The sequence below is a fragment of the Sinomonas albida genome (assembly GCF_004919045.1).
GTDB classification, from domain to species: Bacteria; Actinomycetota; Actinomycetes; order Actinomycetales; family Micrococcaceae; genus Sinomonas; species Sinomonas albida.
The window spans coordinates 1-18,653 of record NZ_SWDW01000024.1; the positions used below are offsets into that span (position 1 = coordinate 1).

General features: G+C 70.1%; 13 protein-coding genes, 2 tRNA genes and 1 pseudogene. 3 read left to right on the top strand and 13 right to left on the bottom strand.

Features of this window, described 5'->3' with window-relative positions; genetic code table 11:
- The 6 genes and pseudogenes from E6A26_RS17160 to E6A26_RS17190 all read right to left on the bottom strand — a co-directional run.
- Positions 1–307 (bottom strand): annotated as a pseudogene (locus tag E6A26_RS17160) (amino acid permease); the annotation flags it as partial.
- 173 nt (positions 308–480) lie between these two features.
- A complete protein-coding gene (locus E6A26_RS17165; protein ID WP_136612429.1) occupies positions 481–1,908 on the bottom strand; it encodes an aspartate ammonia-lyase in 1,428 nt (475 codons plus the stop codon).
- 112 nt (positions 1,909–2,020) lie between these two features.
- Positions 2,021–3,100: an asparaginase gene (locus E6A26_RS17170; RefSeq protein ID WP_136612430.1), complete on the bottom strand. Its 1,080-nt coding sequence runs from the start codon at positions 3,098–3,100 to the stop codon at positions 2,021–2,023.
- Between the two features lie 138 nt (positions 3,101–3,238).
- Complete coding sequence (locus E6A26_RS17175) at positions 3,239–3,976, bottom strand: FadR/GntR family transcriptional regulator (protein WP_407695393.1); 738 nt, start codon at positions 3,974–3,976, stop codon at positions 3,239–3,241.
- A 108-nt stretch (positions 3,977–4,084) separates the two neighbouring features.
- The gene (locus E6A26_RS17695) at positions 4,085–5,839 is read right to left on the bottom strand and encodes a DUF222 domain-containing protein (protein ID WP_168928778.1); all 1,755 of its coding nucleotides are present in this window, start codon (positions 5,837–5,839) and stop codon (positions 4,085–4,087) included.
- A gap of 466 nt (positions 5,840–6,305) precedes the next feature.
- Positions 6,306–7,130 carry a DUF1684 domain-containing protein gene (locus tag E6A26_RS17190; RefSeq protein ID WP_327407910.1) on the bottom strand — a complete coding sequence of 275 codons (825 nt, stop codon included), beginning with the start codon at positions 7,128–7,130 and terminating at the stop codon, positions 6,306–6,308.
- Between the two features lie 41 nt (positions 7,131–7,171).
- On the opposite strand from E6A26_RS17190, the gene E6A26_RS17195 reads away from it, so the two are divergent.
- Positions 7,172–8,005, top strand: coding sequence for a hypothetical protein (locus E6A26_RS17195; protein WP_211129220.1), 834 nt, complete (start codon positions 7,172–7,174; stop codon positions 8,003–8,005).
- Positions 8,006–8,040: 35 nt separating this feature from the next.
- Complete coding sequence (locus E6A26_RS17200) at positions 8,041–8,847, top strand: transglutaminase-like domain-containing protein (RefSeq protein ID WP_136612432.1); 807 nt, start codon at positions 8,041–8,043, stop codon at positions 8,845–8,847.
- 14 nt (positions 8,848–8,861) lie between these two features.
- Here the strand turns inward: E6A26_RS17200 and E6A26_RS17205 are convergent, their stop codons facing one another.
- The 7 genes from E6A26_RS17205 to bcp form a co-directional block, all read right to left on the bottom strand.
- Entirely contained in the window at positions 8,862–9,359 is a 498-nt protein-coding gene (locus tag E6A26_RS17205; RefSeq protein ID WP_136612433.1) for a MarR family winged helix-turn-helix transcriptional regulator, read from the bottom strand.
- Positions 9,356–10,531, bottom strand: a complete 1,176-nt coding sequence (locus E6A26_RS17210) for an LLM class flavin-dependent oxidoreductase (protein ID WP_136612434.1) — start codon at positions 10,529–10,531, stop codon at positions 9,356–9,358. The genes E6A26_RS17205 and E6A26_RS17210 overlap by 4 nt, the downstream gene beginning before the upstream one ends.
- Positions 10,532–10,687: 156 nt before the next feature.
- Complete coding sequence (locus E6A26_RS17215) at positions 10,688–13,882, bottom strand: efflux RND transporter permease subunit (protein WP_136612438.1); 3,195 nt, start codon at positions 13,880–13,882, stop codon at positions 10,688–10,690.
- A 73-nt stretch (positions 13,883–13,955) separates the two neighbouring features.
- Positions 13,956–15,446, bottom strand: a complete 1,491-nt coding sequence (locus E6A26_RS17220) for a malate:quinone oxidoreductase (RefSeq protein WP_136612435.1) — start codon at positions 15,444–15,446, stop codon at positions 13,956–13,958.
- A gap of 119 nt (positions 15,447–15,565) precedes the next feature.
- A complete protein-coding gene (locus E6A26_RS17225) occupies positions 15,566–17,224 on the bottom strand; it encodes an ABC transporter substrate-binding protein (protein WP_234865651.1) in 1,659 nt (552 codons plus the stop codon).
- Positions 17,225–17,307: 83 nt separating this feature from the next.
- Positions 17,308–17,392: transfer RNA gene (locus tag E6A26_RS17230), tRNA-Leu, on the bottom strand.
- 65 nt (positions 17,393–17,457) lie between these two features.
- Positions 17,458–17,943 carry a thioredoxin-dependent thiol peroxidase gene (gene bcp, locus E6A26_RS17235; RefSeq protein WP_234865654.1) on the bottom strand — a complete coding sequence of 162 codons (486 nt, stop codon included), beginning with the start codon at positions 17,941–17,943 and terminating at the stop codon, positions 17,458–17,460.
- A 201-nt stretch (positions 17,944–18,144) separates the two neighbouring features.
- On the opposite strand from bcp, the gene E6A26_RS17240 reads away from it, so the two are divergent.
- Positions 18,145–18,217: transfer RNA gene (locus E6A26_RS17240), tRNA-Lys, on the top strand.
- The last annotated feature ends 436 nt before the right edge of the window (positions 18,218–18,653 follow it).

Below are 18,653 nucleotides of genomic sequence, written 5' to 3' on the forward strand. Positions count from 1 at the left end.
AGGGCCGGTGCAGCACGAGCTCGCCCAGGGCGCGCAGGATCAGGAACACGAACGCGCCGCAGATCGCGTACGCGAACACCAGGGAAGGGCCGGCGGCGGCCAGCCGCCCGCCCGCGCCCAGGAACAGCCCGGTGCCGATCGCGCCGCCGATCGCGATCATCTGGATCTGCCGGGCCTTGAGGCCCTTGTGGTAGCCGGCATCCTCCGCGTGAATCACGTGGTCGGTCGTATGCGCGTGGCCGTGGTCTTCAAGGTGGTCGGGGACTTGGGTATCGGCCGGAGTGCGGGCAGGGTCAAGCGAGGACATCAGTGTCCTTCCTGTCTGGGATAGGGAATCGGGACTGGGACGGGTGAATCGGGAATGGGAATCGGGAACGGGGAATCGGGAATCGGGAATCGGGAATTGGAAATCCGGAATGGAGAACAGCGAATGGAGACTAAAAGGCAGGGGTCAGCGGATGGAGACCCCGCCCCGACCCGTCACGCCGTCAAGTTCGCGAGACGCTCCGGGCGGAGCAGCTCCTCGAGCCTGTCGGCAGTGAGGAGCCCGCGCTCGAGGACGAGCTCCGCGACGCCGCGTCCCGTCGCGAGCGCCTCTTGGGCGATCGAGGTTGCCGCGGCGTAGCCGAGGTACGGGTTGAGGGCCGTCACGAGGCCGATCGAGTGCTCGACGCTCGCCCGCAGGCGACCGGCATTCGCGGTGATTCCGCGGACACAGCGATTGGTCAGGGTGGTGCACGCGGCCTCGAGGTGCGTGATGCTCTTGTGGAGGCTGTGCACGATGATCGGCTCGAACGCGTTGAGCTGTAGCTGACCGGCCTCGGCGGCCATGGTGATGGTGACGTCGTTGCCGATCACCTCGTACGCGACCTGGCTGACCACTTCCGGGATCACCGGGTTGATCTTGCCGGGCATGATCGAGGAGCCCGACTGGACAGCGGGCAGGTTGATCTCACCGAGCCCCGCGCGGGGGCCCGAGGAGAGCAGGCGAAGGTCGTTGCAGATCTTGGACAGCTTGACGGCGACGCGCTTGAGCACGCCGGAGAGGTGCACGAAGGCGCCCATGTCCTGGGTCGCCTCGATGAGGTCGATCGCCGTGACGAGGGGGAGGCCCGTGGCCTGGCCAAGGTGGCGGCAGGCGGCCTCGGTGTAGCCAGCGGGCGCGTTGAGGCCCGTCCCGATCGCGGTGGCGCCGAGGTTGATCTCGTGGACCAGTCGCGAGGCTTCGCGCAGCCGCTCACGGTCCTCGCCGATCGTCACGGCGTACGTCCCGAACTCCTGGCCCAGCGTCATGGGCACGGCGTCCTGGAGCTGGGTGCGGCCCATCTTCACGACCGTGCGGAATTCCGCGGCCTTCTCGGCGAATGCCTCCTCGAGCCCCGTTAGCGCCGAGAGGAGCCCCTCGATCCCGAACACGGTCGCAACCCGCACGGCTGTCGGGTACACGTCGTTCGTCGACTGGCTCAGGTTGACGTGGTCGTTCGGGTGAAGCGCCGCGTACTCGCCCTTCTGGTGCCCGAGCAGCTCGAGGGCGCGGTTGGCGATGACCTCGTTGGCATTCATGTTCGACGACGTCCCGGCGCCGCCCTGGATGACGTCGACCACGAACTGCTCCGTGAGCTCTCCGTCGAGGATCTCGAGGCACGCGGCCTCGATCGCAGCGCCGCGCCCTGCGTCGAGGAGGCCGAGCTCCTGGTTCGCACGGGCGGCGGCGAGCTTCACCGCCGCGAGGCCCCGCACGAGGTGCGGGTTCGTGGAGAGGGGGCGGCCCGTGATGGGGAAGTTTTCCACGGCGCGGAGCGTGTGCACGCCCCAATACGCGTCCGCGGGGATCTCGCGGTCGCCGAGCAGGTCGTGGTCGAGGCGGACCGCCTCTGAGGGGGCGAGCGTCTCGGCAGGTCGGGACATGGAAGGCCTTTCACGGGGATTCGGGCACGAGGGGTGGTGGCTCGGGTGGTCGGGGGATGTCTGGATCGGGGGATGTCTGGCTGGCTGAAGATGCGGCGGCCGGGCCGCCGGGTCAGGCGCTGGCCGGGGTCTCCGGGAACGCGGTGTCGAGCGCGGTGAAGCACCCGACGGGCCGGCCGCCGCCGAGCACGGGCGCCGAAGCGAGTTCGGCGAGGGCCCCATCCGGGCCTGCCTCGGGCACGCCGAGCACCGCGAGTGCGCGCACGGCGACGGGCATCCTCGCGCGATCGCCGCCGTCGGAGATCTTGACCGCAACGGCGCGGCCGTTCGGCAGCCCCACGAGCTGCACGCCCTCGAATCCGTCCTTCGCGACGGACCCGGGCAGCAACCGCATGAGGCGCGCGACGTCTCGCCCCTCGCCCGCGACCATCTCAGGGTTGGCGCTCATCGCGCGGGCGACGGCGGCCTCCGCGCCTGGGGTGCCATTCCCGCCGTCGTTCGCTGCGGCCTGGGCGAGCCGTCCGTAGGCGCGCGCTATCCCGGCGAGAGTCAAGGCGGGGAGGGGAGTCCCGCAGCCGTCCGTGCTCCAGGCCGCGGGGGCCTCGCCCGTGAGCTCCTCGACCGTCGTCGCGACGAGCTGCTGGAGCGGGTGCTGGGGGTCGAGATAGTCCTGGACGGTCCAGCCGTTGAGCTTGCAGACGGCCACCATCGCGGCATGCTTGCCCGAGCAGTTCTGGCAGAGCTGATCCGCGCTCCCGCCCGCTCGGAGCCAGTCCTCGCGCTCGGCGACGCCGTAGGGGAGGTCCGGGGTGTTGGCCAGCGCCGAGACGTCGAGCCCATGAAGGGCGAGGATGCGGCGCGCGCCGTCGCGATGCTTCGGCGCTCCGCTGTGGCTCGCGGCCGAGAGTGCGAGGAGCTCCTCGGGGACGTCGAGCCCGGCGCGGACGAGCGCAACGGCCTGGAGGGGTTTGAGCGCGGAGCGCGGATAGAACGGACGCGAGGCGTCGCCGGCCTCCCACGCGAGCGTGCCGTCGGCGTCGATCACGGCGACGCTCCCGTAGTGAACGCCTTCGACCACGTCGCCGCGCGTCTGGACCGCGAGCGGGACGTGCGTCGGGAGGCTGGAAGCGGCCGACCTGCTGGTGTCCGAGCGGGTCGGTGGAGCGCTGGCGGAGTCTGCTGTGTGAGTCATCGGCTCTCTGAGGGCTGGCGGAGTGGGTTTCGGAAGCTGTGGATTTCGGATGCTCTGGACCGGCTGCTGCGGGCGCCGGATGCTGTGGGCCGGACGCTGCTGGCGCGCTTGGAATGCGAGGACGGTCGGGGTGGGCTGTCAGCCCTCCCTGAGCGATCCGAGCGCGACGTCGACGGCCTTGAGGTGCTCCGCCATCGCCTCGCTCGCGAGCTCCGCGGAGCCCGCCTCGATCGCGGTGAGGATGCGGCGGTGCTCGAGGTCGGAGGCGTGCTGGCGGTCGTCGGCGACGAGGTTGAGGGTCTCGGACTGGTTGGCGAGGGCCTCGCGGAGGTCCGAGACGACGGTCTCGAAGACCTTGTTGCCGCTCGCTCGGGCTATGAGGCAGTGGAAGGTCGCGTCGAGGGCCACCCACGCGGCGGGGTCGTCCTCGAGCGCCATGTCGGCGACGATGCCCTTGAGCGTCGCGAGGTCTTCTTCGCTGCGGCGCGTGGCAGCGAGGCCTGCTGCCGGGACCTCGATGTGGGGGCGGGCCTCGGTGAGATCCCGCGCCGAGTAGCGGCCCAGCACCAGATCGCCGGAGACGCGCCCCGAGACCACGAACGTCCCTTTGCCCGTGTGCGTCTCGGTGAGCCCGAGCGCTGCGCACGAACGCAGCGCCTCACGCACCACGGAGCGGCTCACGGCGTAGCGGGCGGCGAGCGCCGCCTCGGAGGGGAGCTTCGCCCCGACGGGGGCGCGACCGGATTCGATGTCGGAGCGGAGCTCGGCAAGCACGGCCTCGGCGGCGCTGAGGCGCGCGATCGGGCGGTGTCCAGTACTCGCCGCCCCAAGCAGCCCGTCTGGCTGTCGAGGTGTAGAGCTGTCTGACAGGTTCACCCTCCGACTATGGCAGCGGTCACACCCGAGTGTCAACCGGCGCGGCTTGGTGAGGCGGTCAAAGTCAGGCCCGGCAGGTTGGCGGCGGTTGATCCGACCTTGCGGCGCTCAGAAGGGCGGCGGGGCGTCGGTTTCCGGATGGGTGAGGTATTTGCGGCCGGTGGGGGAGGTCCATTCGAGGGCGCCTCCGGGCGGTGGCGGGGCGGTTTGAACGGCGGTGGGTGGTTTGCCTTGTTCGGGTCCTGCCTCAGGCGGGACCGGTTCGGATCCCATGCCGAGGTTCGGGTGGGGGGCCGGGGCGGCGACGGCGCTGGAGTCCGGCTTGTCGGCGGGTGTGGGCTCGAGTTGTCGGAGTTTCCAGTGGCCGAGCGATTTGAGGCGATGGTGTTCGCGGCACAGAAGGGCCAGGTTGCCGGTGTCGGTGGTTCCACCGTGCTGCCAAGGCGTGGTGTGGTCGGCCTCGGTAGCCGGGGCCGGCTTGTCGCAGCCGGGAAAGCGGCACGTCCGGTCCCGGGCGCCGAGGAAGCGCCGGATGGCCAGGGTGGGGGTGTACCGGCGGCGGCCGAGCGCGAGTGGGGTCCGGCTGTCCGGATCGACCCACATGGTGGTCCAGGTCGAGGCCTGCGCGGCCAGTTGCCTGGCGGCGGGGGCGTCGAGCGCCCCGTAGCCGAGAATCTCGGCTGGCGCCTCGGACTCCCCGGTCAGCGTCCGGGCCGGCACGGTGACCACGATCTCCGTCCTGATGCCACCGGGCGACGCGCCCGGTGCGACGCCCGAGCCGGTCCCGCCGACGTCCAGGGTACGGGTGCTCTGTGCCCGGAGGGTCCCTGCCGTGGCCCCTGTGCGAGTGGCCCCTGTGCGAGTGGCCCCAGAGGAGGTGGCCCCTGCCGTGGCCCCTGAGGGGACCGCCCCTGCCGTGGCCCCTGAGGGGACCGCCCCTGCCGTGGCCCCTGAGGGGACCGCCCCTGCCGTGGCCCCTGAGGGGACCGCCCCTGCCGTGGCCCCTGAGGGGGTGGCCCCCGCCGTGGCCCCTGAGGGGGTGGCCCCCGCCGTGGCCCCTGTGTGGGTGGCCCCAGAGGGGGTGGCCGTGCTGGCTAGGGGCGCTCCAATGACGGACTCGGCAACGAGGGGACCGTCGAGGAGGAGGTCGCGGAATGCGTCGGCGCGGAGCTGGTTGATCCCCCTGACCTCGGCGGGGGTTTGGAGCGAACGGGCGATGGCCTCGAGGCGGGCATCGATGGCGGCGCCGGTCTCAAGGGGCAGATGGGCGGTGATCCAACACATCCCATCCCGGGTGGGTTCGAGGTCGACGCGGCGGAAGGCCACGGCGTGGGCCTTGCGGGCGGCCAGCGGCTCGGGATGGTAGCCCTCGGCCAGGCGGCGCAGGCGACGTGAGAACGCTCCAGGGCTCAGGGCGGGGCCGGGCGCGCCCTGAGGGCAGCCGAGTTCGACCGCGGCGGCTGCGAACTCTGCGTCCTTGCCCGGGGGCAGGACTGCGGCGTGCTCGACCACGGCGCGGGCGCGACGGCGGTCCAGCCGTCCGTCGCGAAGCGCGTCCAGTACCGGGGCCAGGCCGGGGTCGGCCAAGGTGCGGGCTTCTTCGACCATGGCGCGGCCGGTGCGCTGGGAGACGTTCAGGGCCGCGGCGATCTCGGCTGCGGCGAGGGCGGGAGCCTCGGCGGCCTCGAGCCGGTCCCGGGCTCCGCGCCGGAAGTGCTCGCACAGCTCGGATAGCACGAAGGCCCGCAGCGCGTGGAGCCGCGCCTCGTGTGCCTCAAGGGCCTTGGCGGTCTCCACAAGCCCGTCGACGAACGCGGTACCCACCTCGAACATCGCCGCCTCGAACTTCACCGCGGCCGGCAATGCCTGTGGCTCGGACGGGCCGTCAGTCGCGGGCTCTGTGGCCTGTGGCTGGGACGGGCCGTCAGTCGCGGGCTCTGTGGCCTGTGGCTCGGACGGGCCGTCAGTTGCAGGCGGGTTGGCCTGTTTCTCGGACGAGTCCTCAGCTGCCGGCTCTTGGGCCAACGGCTCACTTGGCGCGCCTGAGGCAGCGTCCTCTTCCGCATCGTTGAACGGGCTGTTCCCCAAATCTTCCCCCATGAGGAAAGCCTCGCACCCCAGTCCGACAAAATAAGCTCGTCGGCAACCGGCAACCGGCAACCGGCAACCGGCAACCGGCAACCGGCCACCGGCCACCGGCCACCGGCCACCGGCCACCGGCCACCGGTCAGCGGCAACCGGCGCCCCGCGCCCGGGCCCCCACGTCCCGAGCCCCGGGCCCGGGCGGCGCCCATCAACAACTCGGCCGCACGGCGCGTCCGAGCCAGCGTCAGAGAATCGGGTACAGCTCGCCGACAGGGATTTCCGCGGCGACGCGGTTCTCGGGTCCGGGGAGCGGACAGGCCCACGCCTCGTTGTAGGCGCATGAGGGGTTGTACGCGAAGTTGAAGTCGACCGTGTAGACGGGCACGCCGTCGTCGCCCGTGCGCGCGCCGAGGTAGGCGCCCTTGATCGTGTCCAGGAGGTAGCGCCCCGCGCCGTACGAGCCGCCCGGCCGGCCCGCCGTCGCATCCCGGAATGGGACGAACACCCCGCCGCCGTAGCCCGCGTGCCTCCACGCGGCGAGCGTCCCGATCCCGGGGACGTCGAACGTGCCGAGCCGCACGAAAGGCACGATGCCGTCCGTGCCCGTCCGGACGGGCCGTTCTTGGCCGGCTCCCTCGGGCAGGAGCGGGAGTTCGAACCGGAAGGCGGGGTCGTAGGGCGCGACCCGGAGCCCGGTGAACCGCGCCCGGTCGCCCGGGAGGAGCGCCGACGCGGGGTGGCCCGCGAAGAGTGCGTCGCGCTCGCGGCACCAGAGCGCGTGGGCCTCCGCGGACGACGGCGCAGCCCTCACCTTCGCGTACACGGCGAACATGCTGAGGCGCCATTCCGCCACCTCGTGCGCCGGGATAGCGAGGGCGGCCTCGTCGTCGGTGTCGGTGATGACGTCGTCAAGGGTGGCGCTGGTGCCGGCCGAGGCGCCCTCGCCGGCGCCAGCCGCGCGCGCGGCGGTGTTTTCGACTGCGCCCGATGCGTCGTCTTGGCTGATCTTGAGCTGCCCGTTCACGTCCTGCGGGCCACTAGGAGAAACTCCGGCATTCTGCTCGTGCATGGCGCCAGAGTACCCCGCCGCTGGTTCGCTAGGGTTGCCTCATGGACGCCGCTCCTCCACGCAGTCGCCACAGTTCAGGCAGCCGATCCCCGCGCGGCCCGCGGCCGGTCGCGGGCATCGTGGCGGCGAGCCTTGCCGTCGCCTTGCTGCTCACGGCGTGCGGCGCGGGCCAGAGCACGCCCACGTGGACCGCGGTCGGGCCAAGCGGGGCAACCGCGAGCGGCTCGGCCGCCCCGTCCGGGGGAGCGGGCGCCTCGGCGAGTGCCACGCCGTCGCCCGGGGCGACCTCCGCAAAGTGGAAGACGTTCACGGATCCCGGCAAGACCGTGAGCTTCGAGCTCCCCGACGAATGGATCGTGCAGTCCGGCACGCCGGCGGCCGGCTCGTCGTCGGGCGCGCTCCACTATGACGTCAAGAAGGCGGACGGGACGTTCGTCGCGGCGCTCCAGACGGGCCTCCCGCAGCCGTCCCAGCAGGCTTGCGACCCGGCCCAGGCGAAGCCGTACTCCGTGCTCAACAGCCTGCCCGTGTCCCTCCCGTTCACGGACGGCCCGACGGCGATCTCGCCGCGGTTCGTCTTCCGGGTCATTCAGGGGTACAAGTACTTCGGTTCGTTCGGGCTCGTCGGCGTGGCGACCGCGGCCCAGGACTCGAAGGCCTGCAGGCTCGCGAACGTCGTGCCGGGACCCGCGAGCATCGGTGGCTACGCGTTCTCCGATGTCCTCGAGCTGGCACCGCTCTCGCCGCAGGCCCAGGTTGCGCCGCTGCAGTCTTTCGATAGCCTTGCTCAAGCGTCGGCCTACGTTCAGAGCTCGGGCGACTTCGCCGACGCCCAGCGCATGATCATGTCGCTGAAGTTCCTGAAGACCTCCTAGCACACCCTGGCGATCCCTAGCCTGTCTGGAGCACTATGCTGCGCACTGTCGGCGCCCGTCTGTCCTTCACCACCGTGGCGCGGACCAAGGTCGCGATGGCCATCGCGGCCGCCCGCAACCCCGGGTACAGCTCCTTCGACGAGCAGCTGAGCGTCACCGCGGCGGGGGAGCCCGTGGCATGGCGTGAGCTGCAGGACGGGCACGGAGGCCGCTTCCACGTGCTGGAGTTCGACGAGCCCACGGACGTCGAGGTCGAGTACTCCGCGGCGGTGGGGGGCCGGGCTGCGCCGGATCCCGTCGATGAGATGGAGCTCATCCGCTACGTCCGGCCGAGCCGATATGCCGAGAGCGACCGTCTCCTGCCCACCTCGTACGGGCAGTTCGGCCGGCTCGGCGGGGCCGAGCTGGTTCTCGCCGTCCGGAAGTGGGTGCATGAACAGCTCGCGTACGTGAGCGGGTCGTCACGGGGCACGGACGGGGCCGTCGAGACGCTCCTGCATCGCCGGGGAGTGTGTCGCGACTACGCACACCTCGCGATCGCGCTCCTTCGGGCCAAGGACGTTCCCGCCCGGCTCGCCGCCGTGTACGCGCCGGGGCTGCGTCCCATGGACTTCCACGCCGTCGCCGAGGCGTATGTCGACGGTGCCTGGCATGCCATCGATCCCACCGGGCTCGCGTCGCGGGCCGGGATGCTCCGTATCACCGCGGGCCGCGACTCCTCGGACACGGCGTTTCTCTCGACCGTCGGCGGGAGCCTTGTGCTGCGCCGCCTCTCAGTCTCCGCTGAGTCCGACGAGGAGCTGCCTGACGACGAGCCGGGGCGCCTCGCAATCATCGGTTAGGCGCCGGCCGGCTCTTAGAGGGGGTGGCTCTCCTCGACGTGCTGCCGAAGCTTGGCGGTGAGCCGCGTGAGCTCGGCAAGTTCGCCGCCGTCGAGCGCTGTGCCGAAGAGCCGCGCGATCTCGCGCACGTGTCCCCGGCCGATGCGCCGCTGGGTCTCTAGCCCTGCCTCGGTGAGCGCGATGAGCGTCCCCCGGCCGTCCTCGGGGGCCGCGCGGCGCGTGACAAGTCCTTTGCGCTCGAGCCGGTCCACGAGCCGGCTCAGGCTCGACTGCGCCAGCAGGACATGGTTGTTGAGCTCGTTGAGCCGCAGGCCGCCCCCGGGGCACCCGCTGAGCGTGAAGAGCACGTCGTACTCCTTGATGCCGAGCTCCCGGAACGCCGGGTCGGTCTGGAGCCGGCGCATGACCGTGACCTGGGTGCGGAAGAGGGACTCCCACGCCTCTGCCGTTTCCCGGACGGACGGCGCCGACGGCGAATGGCTCACGGGTCGGTCCGCCGTGGGTGCGGTCATCGCGAGGTCTCCGCGGGTTCAGCGGCGGCTTCGCCCTGAGCCGACGCTTCGCTCTGATCCGACGATCCGCTCCGAGCAGCCGCGCCGTCGCCGGTCGTGGCCTCCGCGCGCCGCGCGACGAGCGCCGTGTGCGTGGGGCCCTCGGGGACGTCGGCGGGCCGCCGCTCGGCGAACCCGGCCTTGAGATCGGGGAGCACCTCGCCGAGGAGATCGAGCTGCTCGAGGACCGTCTTGAGCGGCAGGCCTGCGTGGTCCACGAGGAACAGCTGGCGCTGGTAGTCGCCGAAGTAGTCGCGGAACGCGAGGGTCTTCTCGACGAACTCGGCCGGGCTGCCCACTGTGAGCGGCGTCTGCGCCGTGAAGTCCTCGAGCGACGGGCCGTGGCCGTAGACGGGCGCGTTGTCGAAGTATGGGCGGAATTCCCGCACGGCGTCCTGCGAGTTCCTCCGGATGAAGAACTGGCCGCCGAGCCCCACGATCGCCTGGTGCGCCTTGCCATGGCCGTAGTGCTCGAAGCGCTCGCGGTACAGGTTGATGAGCTGGATGTAGTGCTCCTTGGGCCAGAAGATGTTGTTAGCGAAGAACCCGTCGCCGTAGTAGGCCGCTAGCTCCGCGATCTGCGGCGTCCGGATCGAGCCGTGCCACACGAACGGGGCCACGCCGTCGAGCGGGCGCGGCGTCGCGGTGAAGTTGTGCAGCGGCGTGCGGAACTTGCCGCTCCAGTCCACCGTGTCCTCGTCCCACAGGCGGCGCAGGAGCGCGTAGTTCTCGACGGTCAGCTCGAGAGCGTCGTGCGGGTTCTTGCCGAACCACGGATAGACGGGCGCCGTGTTGCCGCGGCCCAGCACGAGGTCGGCGCGGCCGTCCACGAGGTGCTGGAGCATCGCGAAGTCCTCCGCGATCTTCACCGGATCATTCGTGGTGATGAGCGTCGTGGTGGTCGAGAGGATGAGGTGCTCCGTCTGCGCGCCGATGTAGCCGAGCAGCGTGGTCGGCGAGCTCGGATAGAACGGCGGGTTGTGGTGCTCGCCCGTCGCGAAGACGTCGAGGCCCACCTCCTCGGCGTGCTTCGCAATCTGCACGATTGCCTTGATCCGCTCGCCTTCGGTGGGCATGCGGCCCGTCGTGGGGTCAAGGGTGACGTCGCCGACGCTGAAGATTCCGAACTGCATGATGACCTCTTTCCTCGGTACATTCAGGATACATGCATTTGCATCTATCTCGAACCCCCGAGGAGAGGAAATTGTTCCCGGTGCGGTGAGGTGCGGTGAGGCCGCGGTGATGGCGGCCGTGAGGCCGCGATGACGCCTCGCCGTGAGGCCCTGTCGTCAGGCCTTGGCCGCGCGCCGCCCTGTGACCTTGGGCACCACGCCCGTGGTCCAGTCGCCGTCGGCCTCGCTCTCCTCACTGCCCTCGCGCTCGACCGGCTCGGGGCGCTGCGCGAGGTCGCGCAGGAGCCTGCGCCGCTCAAGCCGGCCCTCCACGAGCCGGTACAGCACCGGGACGAGGACAAGGGTGAGGGCCGTTGAGGAGACGAGGCCGCCGATGACGACGACGGCGAGCGGCTGCGAGATGAACCCGCCGCCGCCCGTGAGACCGAGCGCCATGGGCGTGAGCGCGCAGATCGTCGCGAGCGCGGTCATGAGGATAGGCCGAAGGCGCTGGCGCGCCCCCTGCTCGATCGCATCCTCGAGGGCCAACGCCGGGCGCCGCCCGCTCGGCCTCCGGTACTGGTTGATGAGGTCTATGAGCACGATCGCGTTTGTCACGACGATGCCCACAAGCATGAGCAGGCCGATGAGCGCCGGGAGCCCGAGCGGGGTCCCAGTCGTCAGCAGGAGCAGGATGGCGCCCGTAGCAGCGAACGGGATCGAGACGAGGAGCACGAGCGGCTGGAGGAGGCTCTTGAACGCCGCGACCATGACGACGTAGACGATCGCGATCGCCGCAAGCAGCGCGAGGCCCAGCTGCTTGAACGAGTCCGCCTGCTGGGTCGCCGCGCCGCCCACCGACGCCGACGCGCCGCCGCCCAGCGCGAGTGCGCCCACCCGCTTCTGGACCTCGGCGCTCACCGTGCCGAGGTTGGAATCGCCAGGCGAGACGGACACGGTGGCGGTGCGCTGGCCCGACGTGCTCGTGACGGTCACCGGGACGTCGACGGCGGTGACGCTGGCGATCGAGCCGAGGGTGAGCCCGGGCGCGCCGGGGAGCGGCACCGCGCGGACCGCGTCGATGCTCGAGAACTGCGTGCCCTTGCCGATCAGCACGGGGTAGTCGCTCGTGTCGAATCGCACGGTCCCGGCCGGCACCGGGCTCACCGTCGCGGCGAGGAGCGTGCTCACCTGCTGCTCGGACAGGCCGGCGGCAGCCGCTTTCGCGCGGTCCACGTTGACCTGGACCACGGGCTGGCCGGCCGCGAGGTTGCTCGTCACGCCGGTCGCGCCAGGCACGTCCTTGAGTGCGGACATGACCGCGTCATTGGCCGCGGAGAGCGAGGCGGAATCGGGGGCCTTGACCGTGACGTCGACGGTCGAGGCCGTGCCGAAGCCGCCCTGCTGCTGCTTCACGCTCACGGTTCCCACGCCGCCCAAGTGGCCGACGGCGTCCCGAACGCTCTGCTGAACCGTCGCCTGATTCGCCGAATCGTCGGTGATGACGGTGAACGTCGCGTTGGACGCGCCCGAGGAGAGGAAGGCGCTGAACCCCGTGGTCGAGTTGCCGATGGTCACCTGGACGGTCTTGACGCCGGACGTGCCCCGCACAGCGCCCTCGACCTTGGCGGCCGCGGCGCTCGTCGCGTCGAGGCTCGTGCCCGGTGGCATCTGCTGCGTGACCGTGAAGCTGTTCTCGCCCGAGTTGCCCAGGAGGTTGGTCTCCAGGAACGGTGTCATGCCGAACGTCGCAACGAGCACCAGGGCGCCCGCGACGAGCGTCCAGACAGGGTGGCGCTGCGTGCCGCGGAGGATCGGAAGGTAGCCGCGCTGGAGCCAGCTGCGCCGCTCCTTCTCGTGCGCCTCCGCCTCGACCTCCGCCGGGGCGACCGCGCCGGGCGACTTGTGGCCCAGGAACCAGTACGCGAGCACCGGCACGATCGTGAGCGCCACCGCAAGCGAGGCGAGCAGCGCAATCGTGACCGTGAGCGCGAAAGGCCGGAAGAGCTCGCCCGCGAGGTTGCCCACGAACGCGATCGGGAGGAAGACCGCGACGGTCGTGAGCGTGGAGGCCGTGACGGCCCCGGCGACCTCGCGCACGGCCCGCAGGATCGCCGTCGTCTTTTCTTCCCCGTAGCTCAGGTGACGTTTGATGTTCTCGATCACCACGATCGAGTCGTCCACGACGCGGCCGATCGCGATCGTCAGCGCGCCGAGCGTGAGGATGTTGAGCGAGTAGTGCGCCGCGAACAGGCCGATGAACGTGATGAGGAGCGAGAGCGGGATCGAGACGGCCGTGACGAGCGTCGAGCGCACGGAGAGAAGGAAGACGAGGATGATGAGCACCGCGAAGCCCAGGCCCAGGAGGCCTTCGGTCGCAAGGTCTTTGATCGACTTCTCGATGAACGGCGCCTGGTCGAACACCGTGGTGAGCTGGGCGTTCGAGCCAAGGCCCGCCTGGATGCCCGGCAGCGCGTCGCGCACGGCGTGCGAGATCGCGACCGTATCGCCCTCGGGCTTCTTGGTCACCGAGAGGGCGAGGGTGAGCTTGCCGTCGGTCCGCGTGATCGACGTCGCGGCGTCGTCCTGAAGGGCGACGGCGGCGACGTCGCCGATCTTCGTGGGCTGCTTCACGCCCGCCAGCGGCAGGCCCTTGATGGCATCCGTCGAGTCGAGGGGGCTGCCGGCCTGGAGCGACAGGGTGCGGCCTTGGTCAGCGACGGTTCCGATCGGTACGAGCGAGCCGTTGTTCTGGAGCGCGGTGCGGATCGCGCCGATGTCCACGCCTCGCGCGGCCATCGAGGCAGGGTCTGGCTGGATCTGGACGTGCCGCGTCGCGCCGCCGGTGACGTCGACGCTCCGCACGCCGTCGATCTTCGTCAGTGCGGGCACCGCCTGCTGGGTGAGCTGGCCCTCGAGATCGCTCAGGCCCCTGTCAGAGGACGCCGCGATGAAGACGATCGGGAAGTCGCTCACGCTGCCGGCGAGGGTGTTCGGCGTGACGTTCGCGGGGAGCTGCTGCTTGGCCGTCGAGATGGCCCGGTCGATCTGATTGCGGGCCCGGTCGAGATTCGTCCCGTACGCGAAGGAGAGGCGAATGGTCGAGACGCCCGTGCGGGATGTCGACTGGCTGCTCTCGAGACCCTCAACGGACTGGAGCGCCTTCTCGAGCGGCTGCCCGACCTGCTTGTCCACGACGTCGGGAGACGCGCCGCTCATCGACGAGACCACCGTGAGCTGGGGGAACTCGATGGAGGGGATGAGCTCCTGCTTGAGCGTCCCGGCTGTGATGACGCCGAAGACCGCCGCGAAGAGCGTGATGAGCGCGATGAGCGCCTTGTTGGACATCGAGAGGCTCGCGAGCCGGAACATGAGGTGGGTCTCTCCCGTTGGGACGGCGACGGCCCGCACCGTCGGAACGGTGCGGGCCGCCAGGGCCAAAGAGCTACTGGGCAGTCGCGGCGAGCTGGAGCGCCTCGGCCGTGCTGGCCGCCAGCTCGGCTGCGAGCTCTGGATGGTCGTTGAGCTTGACGCCGTAGCCGGGCATCATCTCGCGGAGCTTCTCTTCCCAGCCGCGGTAGTTCTTGGGGAAGCAGCGACGCATGAGCTCGAGCATGATCGGCACCGCGGTCGAGGCGCCCGGCGAGGCGCCGAGGAGGGCGCCCACGGACCCGTCGCGGGACGTGATGACCTCCGTGCCGAACTGCAGGACGCCGCCCTTGGACGGATCCTTCTTGATGATCTGCACCCGCTGGCCGGCCGTGATGAGCTCCCACTTGTCGCCGTCGGCGAGCGGGAAGTACTCGCGGAGCGCCTCGACCTTCGCATCGCGGCTCTTCGCGACCTCCTTGACGAGGTAGGCCGTGAGATCCATGTTGTCCTTTGCCACGGCGAGCATCGGGATGATGTTGCTCGCCCGGATGGACAGCGGGAGGTCCAGGAGCGAGCCGCTCTTGAGGAAGTTCGTGGAGAAGCCCGCGTACGGGCCGAACAGGAGCGAACGCTTGCCGTCCACGTATCGCGTGTCGAGGTGCGGCACGGACATGGGCGGGGCGCCGACCGACGCCTGGCCGTACACCTTGGCGTTGTGCCGCGCCGCGATCTCCTCGTCCGTGCAGCGGAAGAACTTGCCTGAGACGGGGAAGCCGCCGTAGCCCTTGCTCTCCGGGATGCCTGACTTCTGCAGGAGGTGCAGCGCGCCGCCGCCCGCGCCGATGAAGACGAACTTCGCGTGGATCGCGCCGCGCTCGCCCGAGGCGGTGTGCTTCGTCGAGATGTCCCAGCCGCCGCGCGAGCGCTTGACGTCGGTCACGTCCGTTCCGTAGTTGACTTCGACGCCGTTGCGGTCGAGGAACGTGACGAGCTCGCGGCTCAGGGTGCCGAAGTCGACGTCAGTGCCCGATGCCACGCGGTTCGCGGCGACCCGGCCGGGCTGGCGGCCCTCCATGACGAGGGGGGCCCATTCGGCGATCTGGCCGGGATCCTCGCTGAACTCCATCTCGGAGAAGAGGGCGTTGGGCTTGAGCGCCTCGAACCGCTTCTTGAGGTAGTCGGCGTGGGCGTCCCCGATCACGAAGCTCATGTGCGGGACGTTGTGGATGAACCGCGTGGGGTCGCCGATGTCCCCTTCGCGGACCAGGTGCGACCAGAACTGGCGCGAGAGCTGGAAGCCCTCGTTGATGCCCAGCGCCTTCGCCGGGTTGATCGAGCCGTCCTTGGCCTGCGGGGTGTAGTTGAGCTCGCAGAAGGCGGCGTGGCCCGTTCCCGCGTTGTTCCAAGGGCCCGAGCTTTCAAGCCCCACCGCTGGAAGGCGCTCGAACAGCACCACGTTCCATGCGGGTTCAAGTTTCTTGATGAACGCCCCGAGGGTGGCGCTCATGATGCCACCGCCGACCAAGACGACATCGGCGGACCGGGTGGTGGATATGAAGGTCACTGACTCTCCCTGCGCAAATGGACCACAGGCAGAATATCCCTCGCGGGCGCGGTTCTCTAAATCCTTGCGGGCCGCCCCGTCAAGGGGTCTGCGGGCAATTTTTTGGACGGCTGAGCGGGCTAGGAGGTCTTGAGCGTCACGCGGTTGAACGTCTCATTGAGCACGGGCGAGGTCGGATAGTTGACCACGCTGTTGGAGACGGCGACGGCGGAGATCGGGAACGCGATCGGCACGGCGGGGGCCGTGCTGCCCAGCTGGGCGTTGATGTTCTGGTAGGCCTGCGTCCGGTCAGAACCGTCGGGGAGGCCGCGGGCCCGGTCGATCTTGCTGAAGAGCTGGGCGTCGAAGAAGCCGAACTCGCCGCCCTTGGCGCCGAACAGCGGGGCCAGGAAGTCGTCTGGGTCGGCGAACGTCCCGTAGCGGCCCAGGAGGTGGAACGCGTGGTCGCCCGCGGTCGTGACCTTCTCAAGGTAGCCGTCCGACCACGCGATCGGGACGGGCTTGAGGTTGAGGCCCAATCGCGTCAGCTGGGCGCTCAGCTCCCCGAACACCTTCTCGGGCGAGGGGAGGTACAGGCGCGTCGTGTTGAGCGGGTAGTAGAACTTGAGCTCTTCTCCCTTGTACCCGGCCTCCGCGAGCAGGCGCTTGGCCTTCTCTGGATCGTAGGAGGGGAAACCCCCGGCCTGGTTGAAGCCGCTCAGCTTCGGCGGGATGAACTGGGAGGCCGGCTTTGTGTCCTCGAGGAAGTACGGGCGGATCACCGAGTCCTTGTTGATGCTCATCGCGATTGCGAGGCGCACCTTCTCGTTCTGGAGGATTGGGACCGACTGGTTCATGCCGAGGTACATCACGGAGAAGGGATCCCGGCGCACCACCTGGAGGCCCTTGCGCACGAGTGTCTCGATGTTGTCGAGGGTCACGGCGTCGTAGCCGTCGATCCGGCCGTCCACGAGCGCCTGGAGCCTGGCCTGAGGCTGATCGAACGCCACGAAGATGAGGGTGGCGATCTGGCCGCGGTTGCCCCAGTAGGTCGGCGATGACTCGAGCGTGACCCGGTCAGCGGTCCAGTCTCGGAAGCGGAATGGCCCCGTGCCGACGGGATGCTGCGCGTAGCGCGAGATCTTGGTCCCAGCGGACGTCTGGTCGATGACGTCCGCCGTCCCGGTCGCGAGCGCCGCGGGGGAGGAGATGGCGAAGCCCGCGGTGGTCAGGGCCTGGAGGAAGCCCGTGAGCGGCTGGGTGAGCGTGATCTTGACCTGATGGTCATTGACCACGTCGCAGCCCTTGAAGACGGAGAGGGTCGGCGCGTCGGCGTGGGCCTTGAAGACCGCCGTGAACGGCAGCGGCGGGTTGGCTGCCCGGAACGCGGGGCTGAAGTTGAACCACCGGTCGAAGTTGGCCTTCACGGCCGCGGCGTTGAACGGCGTGCCGTCGTGGAACGTGACGTTCTGCCGAAGCGTGAACGTATAGCTCAGCTGGTCGCTGCTCTGGGTCCATGACGTAGCGAGGGCGGGGGCGGGCGCGCCGGTCTCCGGATCCGTGGTCACGAGGCTCTCGAGCACCTGCCGCGCGATGCGCCACGACTCCAGCTCGTCGATGACAGCCGGGTCGAGGCCGATCGGGGGAGCGGGGGTGGCGAACGTGAAGGTCGCTTTCGGGGCGTCGGAGTTGCCCGCCGTCGGCGAGGGCGTGGGCCCGGGCGAGGGAGTGCAGCCCGTCAGGAGGGCCGCCACCGCAGCCGCCTGCAGCAGCTCTCTGCGTCCGATGCTTCGCGCCACAGCTCCGCCTTCCCCGCCGCGTGCCCGGCGCCCCTGATGTCTGGGTGTCGACCTGCTCGGTCGGCTGGTGCACGGACCGGAGGTGGTGCGCGAGGAGGGACTTGAACCCTCACGTCCGAAGACACAGGAACCTAAATCCTGCGTGTCTGCCAATTTCACCACTCGCGCGCGGGCCCGTCCGCGAGCGCGGCAGGGCCGCTTGCCAGTCTAACCGGCGGGCGGCGCCCCTGAGCTCAGTCGAGCTTCAGGTCGCGGCGGAGTTTCGCGACGTGGCCCTTGGCCCGCACGTTGTACTGGGCGAGCACGATCCGGCCCTCCTCGTCGAGGACGAAGGTGCTCCGGATGAGGCCCTGGTAGACGCGCCCGTAGTTCTTCTTCTCCCCCCACGTGCCGTAGAGGTCCGCGACCCCATGGTCCGCATCCGCAAGGAGCGGGAAGCCCAGATGCTGTTCAGCGGCGAACTTCACGACCGCCTTGGCCGGGTCGGGGGAGACACCGACGACGGCGTAGCCCGCACCTCCCAGCGATTCGAGGCTGTCGCGGAAGTCGCACGCCTCCTGCGTGCACGCGGGGGTGTCTGCTTGAGGGTAGAAATACAGCACGGTCTTGCGGCCGCGGAGGTCTGCGAGGCTCGTGGTGCCGCCCGTCGAATCGGGAAGCGAGAATTCCGGGGCGACGTCGCCCGGGGCAAGCCGACGGGGCACTGGCGAAGTGGTCATTCTGCCAGCGTAGCGGCGTCGCGCGTGGCCGCGGAGTCGCGCCGATCCGAGCCCGGATCACCCGTGACCGAGAACACGCAGAGAGGGGTTCGAGCCGATTTCGTTCTAGGGCACCGACCGTGTAGAGTTACATGTCGTTGCGGGGGACGCCGCGAGGTCCGGAGAGGGTTTCCGAAGACCAGCGAGAGTCCCGCACGAAATGCGCCTCTAGCTCAATTGGCAGAGCAATTGACTCTTAATCAATGGGTTCCGGGTTCGAGTCCCGGGGGGCGCACAGCAACCCCTTCCTGATCCGTGGCGACGCGGATCAGGAAGGGGTTTTTCTGCGTCTGGGCGAGTCTGCGCCTCCCGCCCGGGACGAACCCGTGGCCGTCACGTCTTAGGGTGCCCGCGGCGGGCAGGAGGTGGCGCGCCCCGTGACCGCGAGGTGCCCGGCGGCTGGAGGTGGCGCGCCCCCGTGACCACGAGGTGCCCGCGGCGGGCAAGAGGTGGCGCGCCCCCGTGACCACGAGGTGCCCGCGGCGGGCAAGAGGTGGCGCGCCCCCCGCCCGCTACGACACGTTCCAGTGGTAGTGGCCGCTCGCATCCGGGCCCTTGCCCCCGCAGATGTAGGTGCGCCCGTTGGCGGCCAGGCCCTTCTGGCCCACGAGCGCGTTGGGGCAGAAGGCGCCCGGGATGATGTACGCCGGTGCCGGTGCCGGCGCGGGTGC

Coding starts and splice junctions, on each gene's coding strand:
- E6A26_RS17165 (WP_136612429.1), bottom strand. CDS start 1,908: ATGTCCCGACCTGCCGAGACGCTCGCCCCCTCAGAGGCGGTCCGCCTC.
- E6A26_RS17215 (WP_136612438.1), bottom strand. CDS start 13,882: ATGTTCCGGCTCGCGAGCCTCTCGATGTCCAACAAGGCGCTCATCGCG.
- E6A26_RS17210 (WP_136612434.1), bottom strand. CDS start 10,531: ATGCAGTTCGGAATCTTCAGCGTCGGCGACGTCACCCTTGACCCCACG.
- E6A26_RS17205 (WP_136612433.1), bottom strand. CDS start 9,359: ATGACCGCACCCACGGCGGACCGACCCGTGAGCCATTCGCCGTCGGCG.
- bcp (WP_234865654.1), bottom strand. CDS start 17,943: ATGACCACTTCGCCAGTGCCCCGTCGGCTTGCCCCGGGCGACGTCGCC.
- E6A26_RS17190 (WP_327407910.1), bottom strand. CDS start 7,130: ATGCACGAGCAGAATGCCGGAGTTTCTCCTAGTGGCCCGCAGGACGTG.
- E6A26_RS17170 (WP_136612430.1), bottom strand. CDS start 3,100: ATGACTCACACAGCAGACTCCGCCAGCGCTCCACCGACCCGCTCGGAC.
- E6A26_RS17200 (WP_136612432.1), top strand. CDS start 8,041: ATGCTGCGCACTGTCGGCGCCCGTCTGTCCTTCACCACCGTGGCGCGG.
- E6A26_RS17195 (WP_211129220.1), top strand. CDS start 7,172: ATGGACGCCGCTCCTCCACGCAGTCGCCACAGTTCAGGCAGCCGATCC.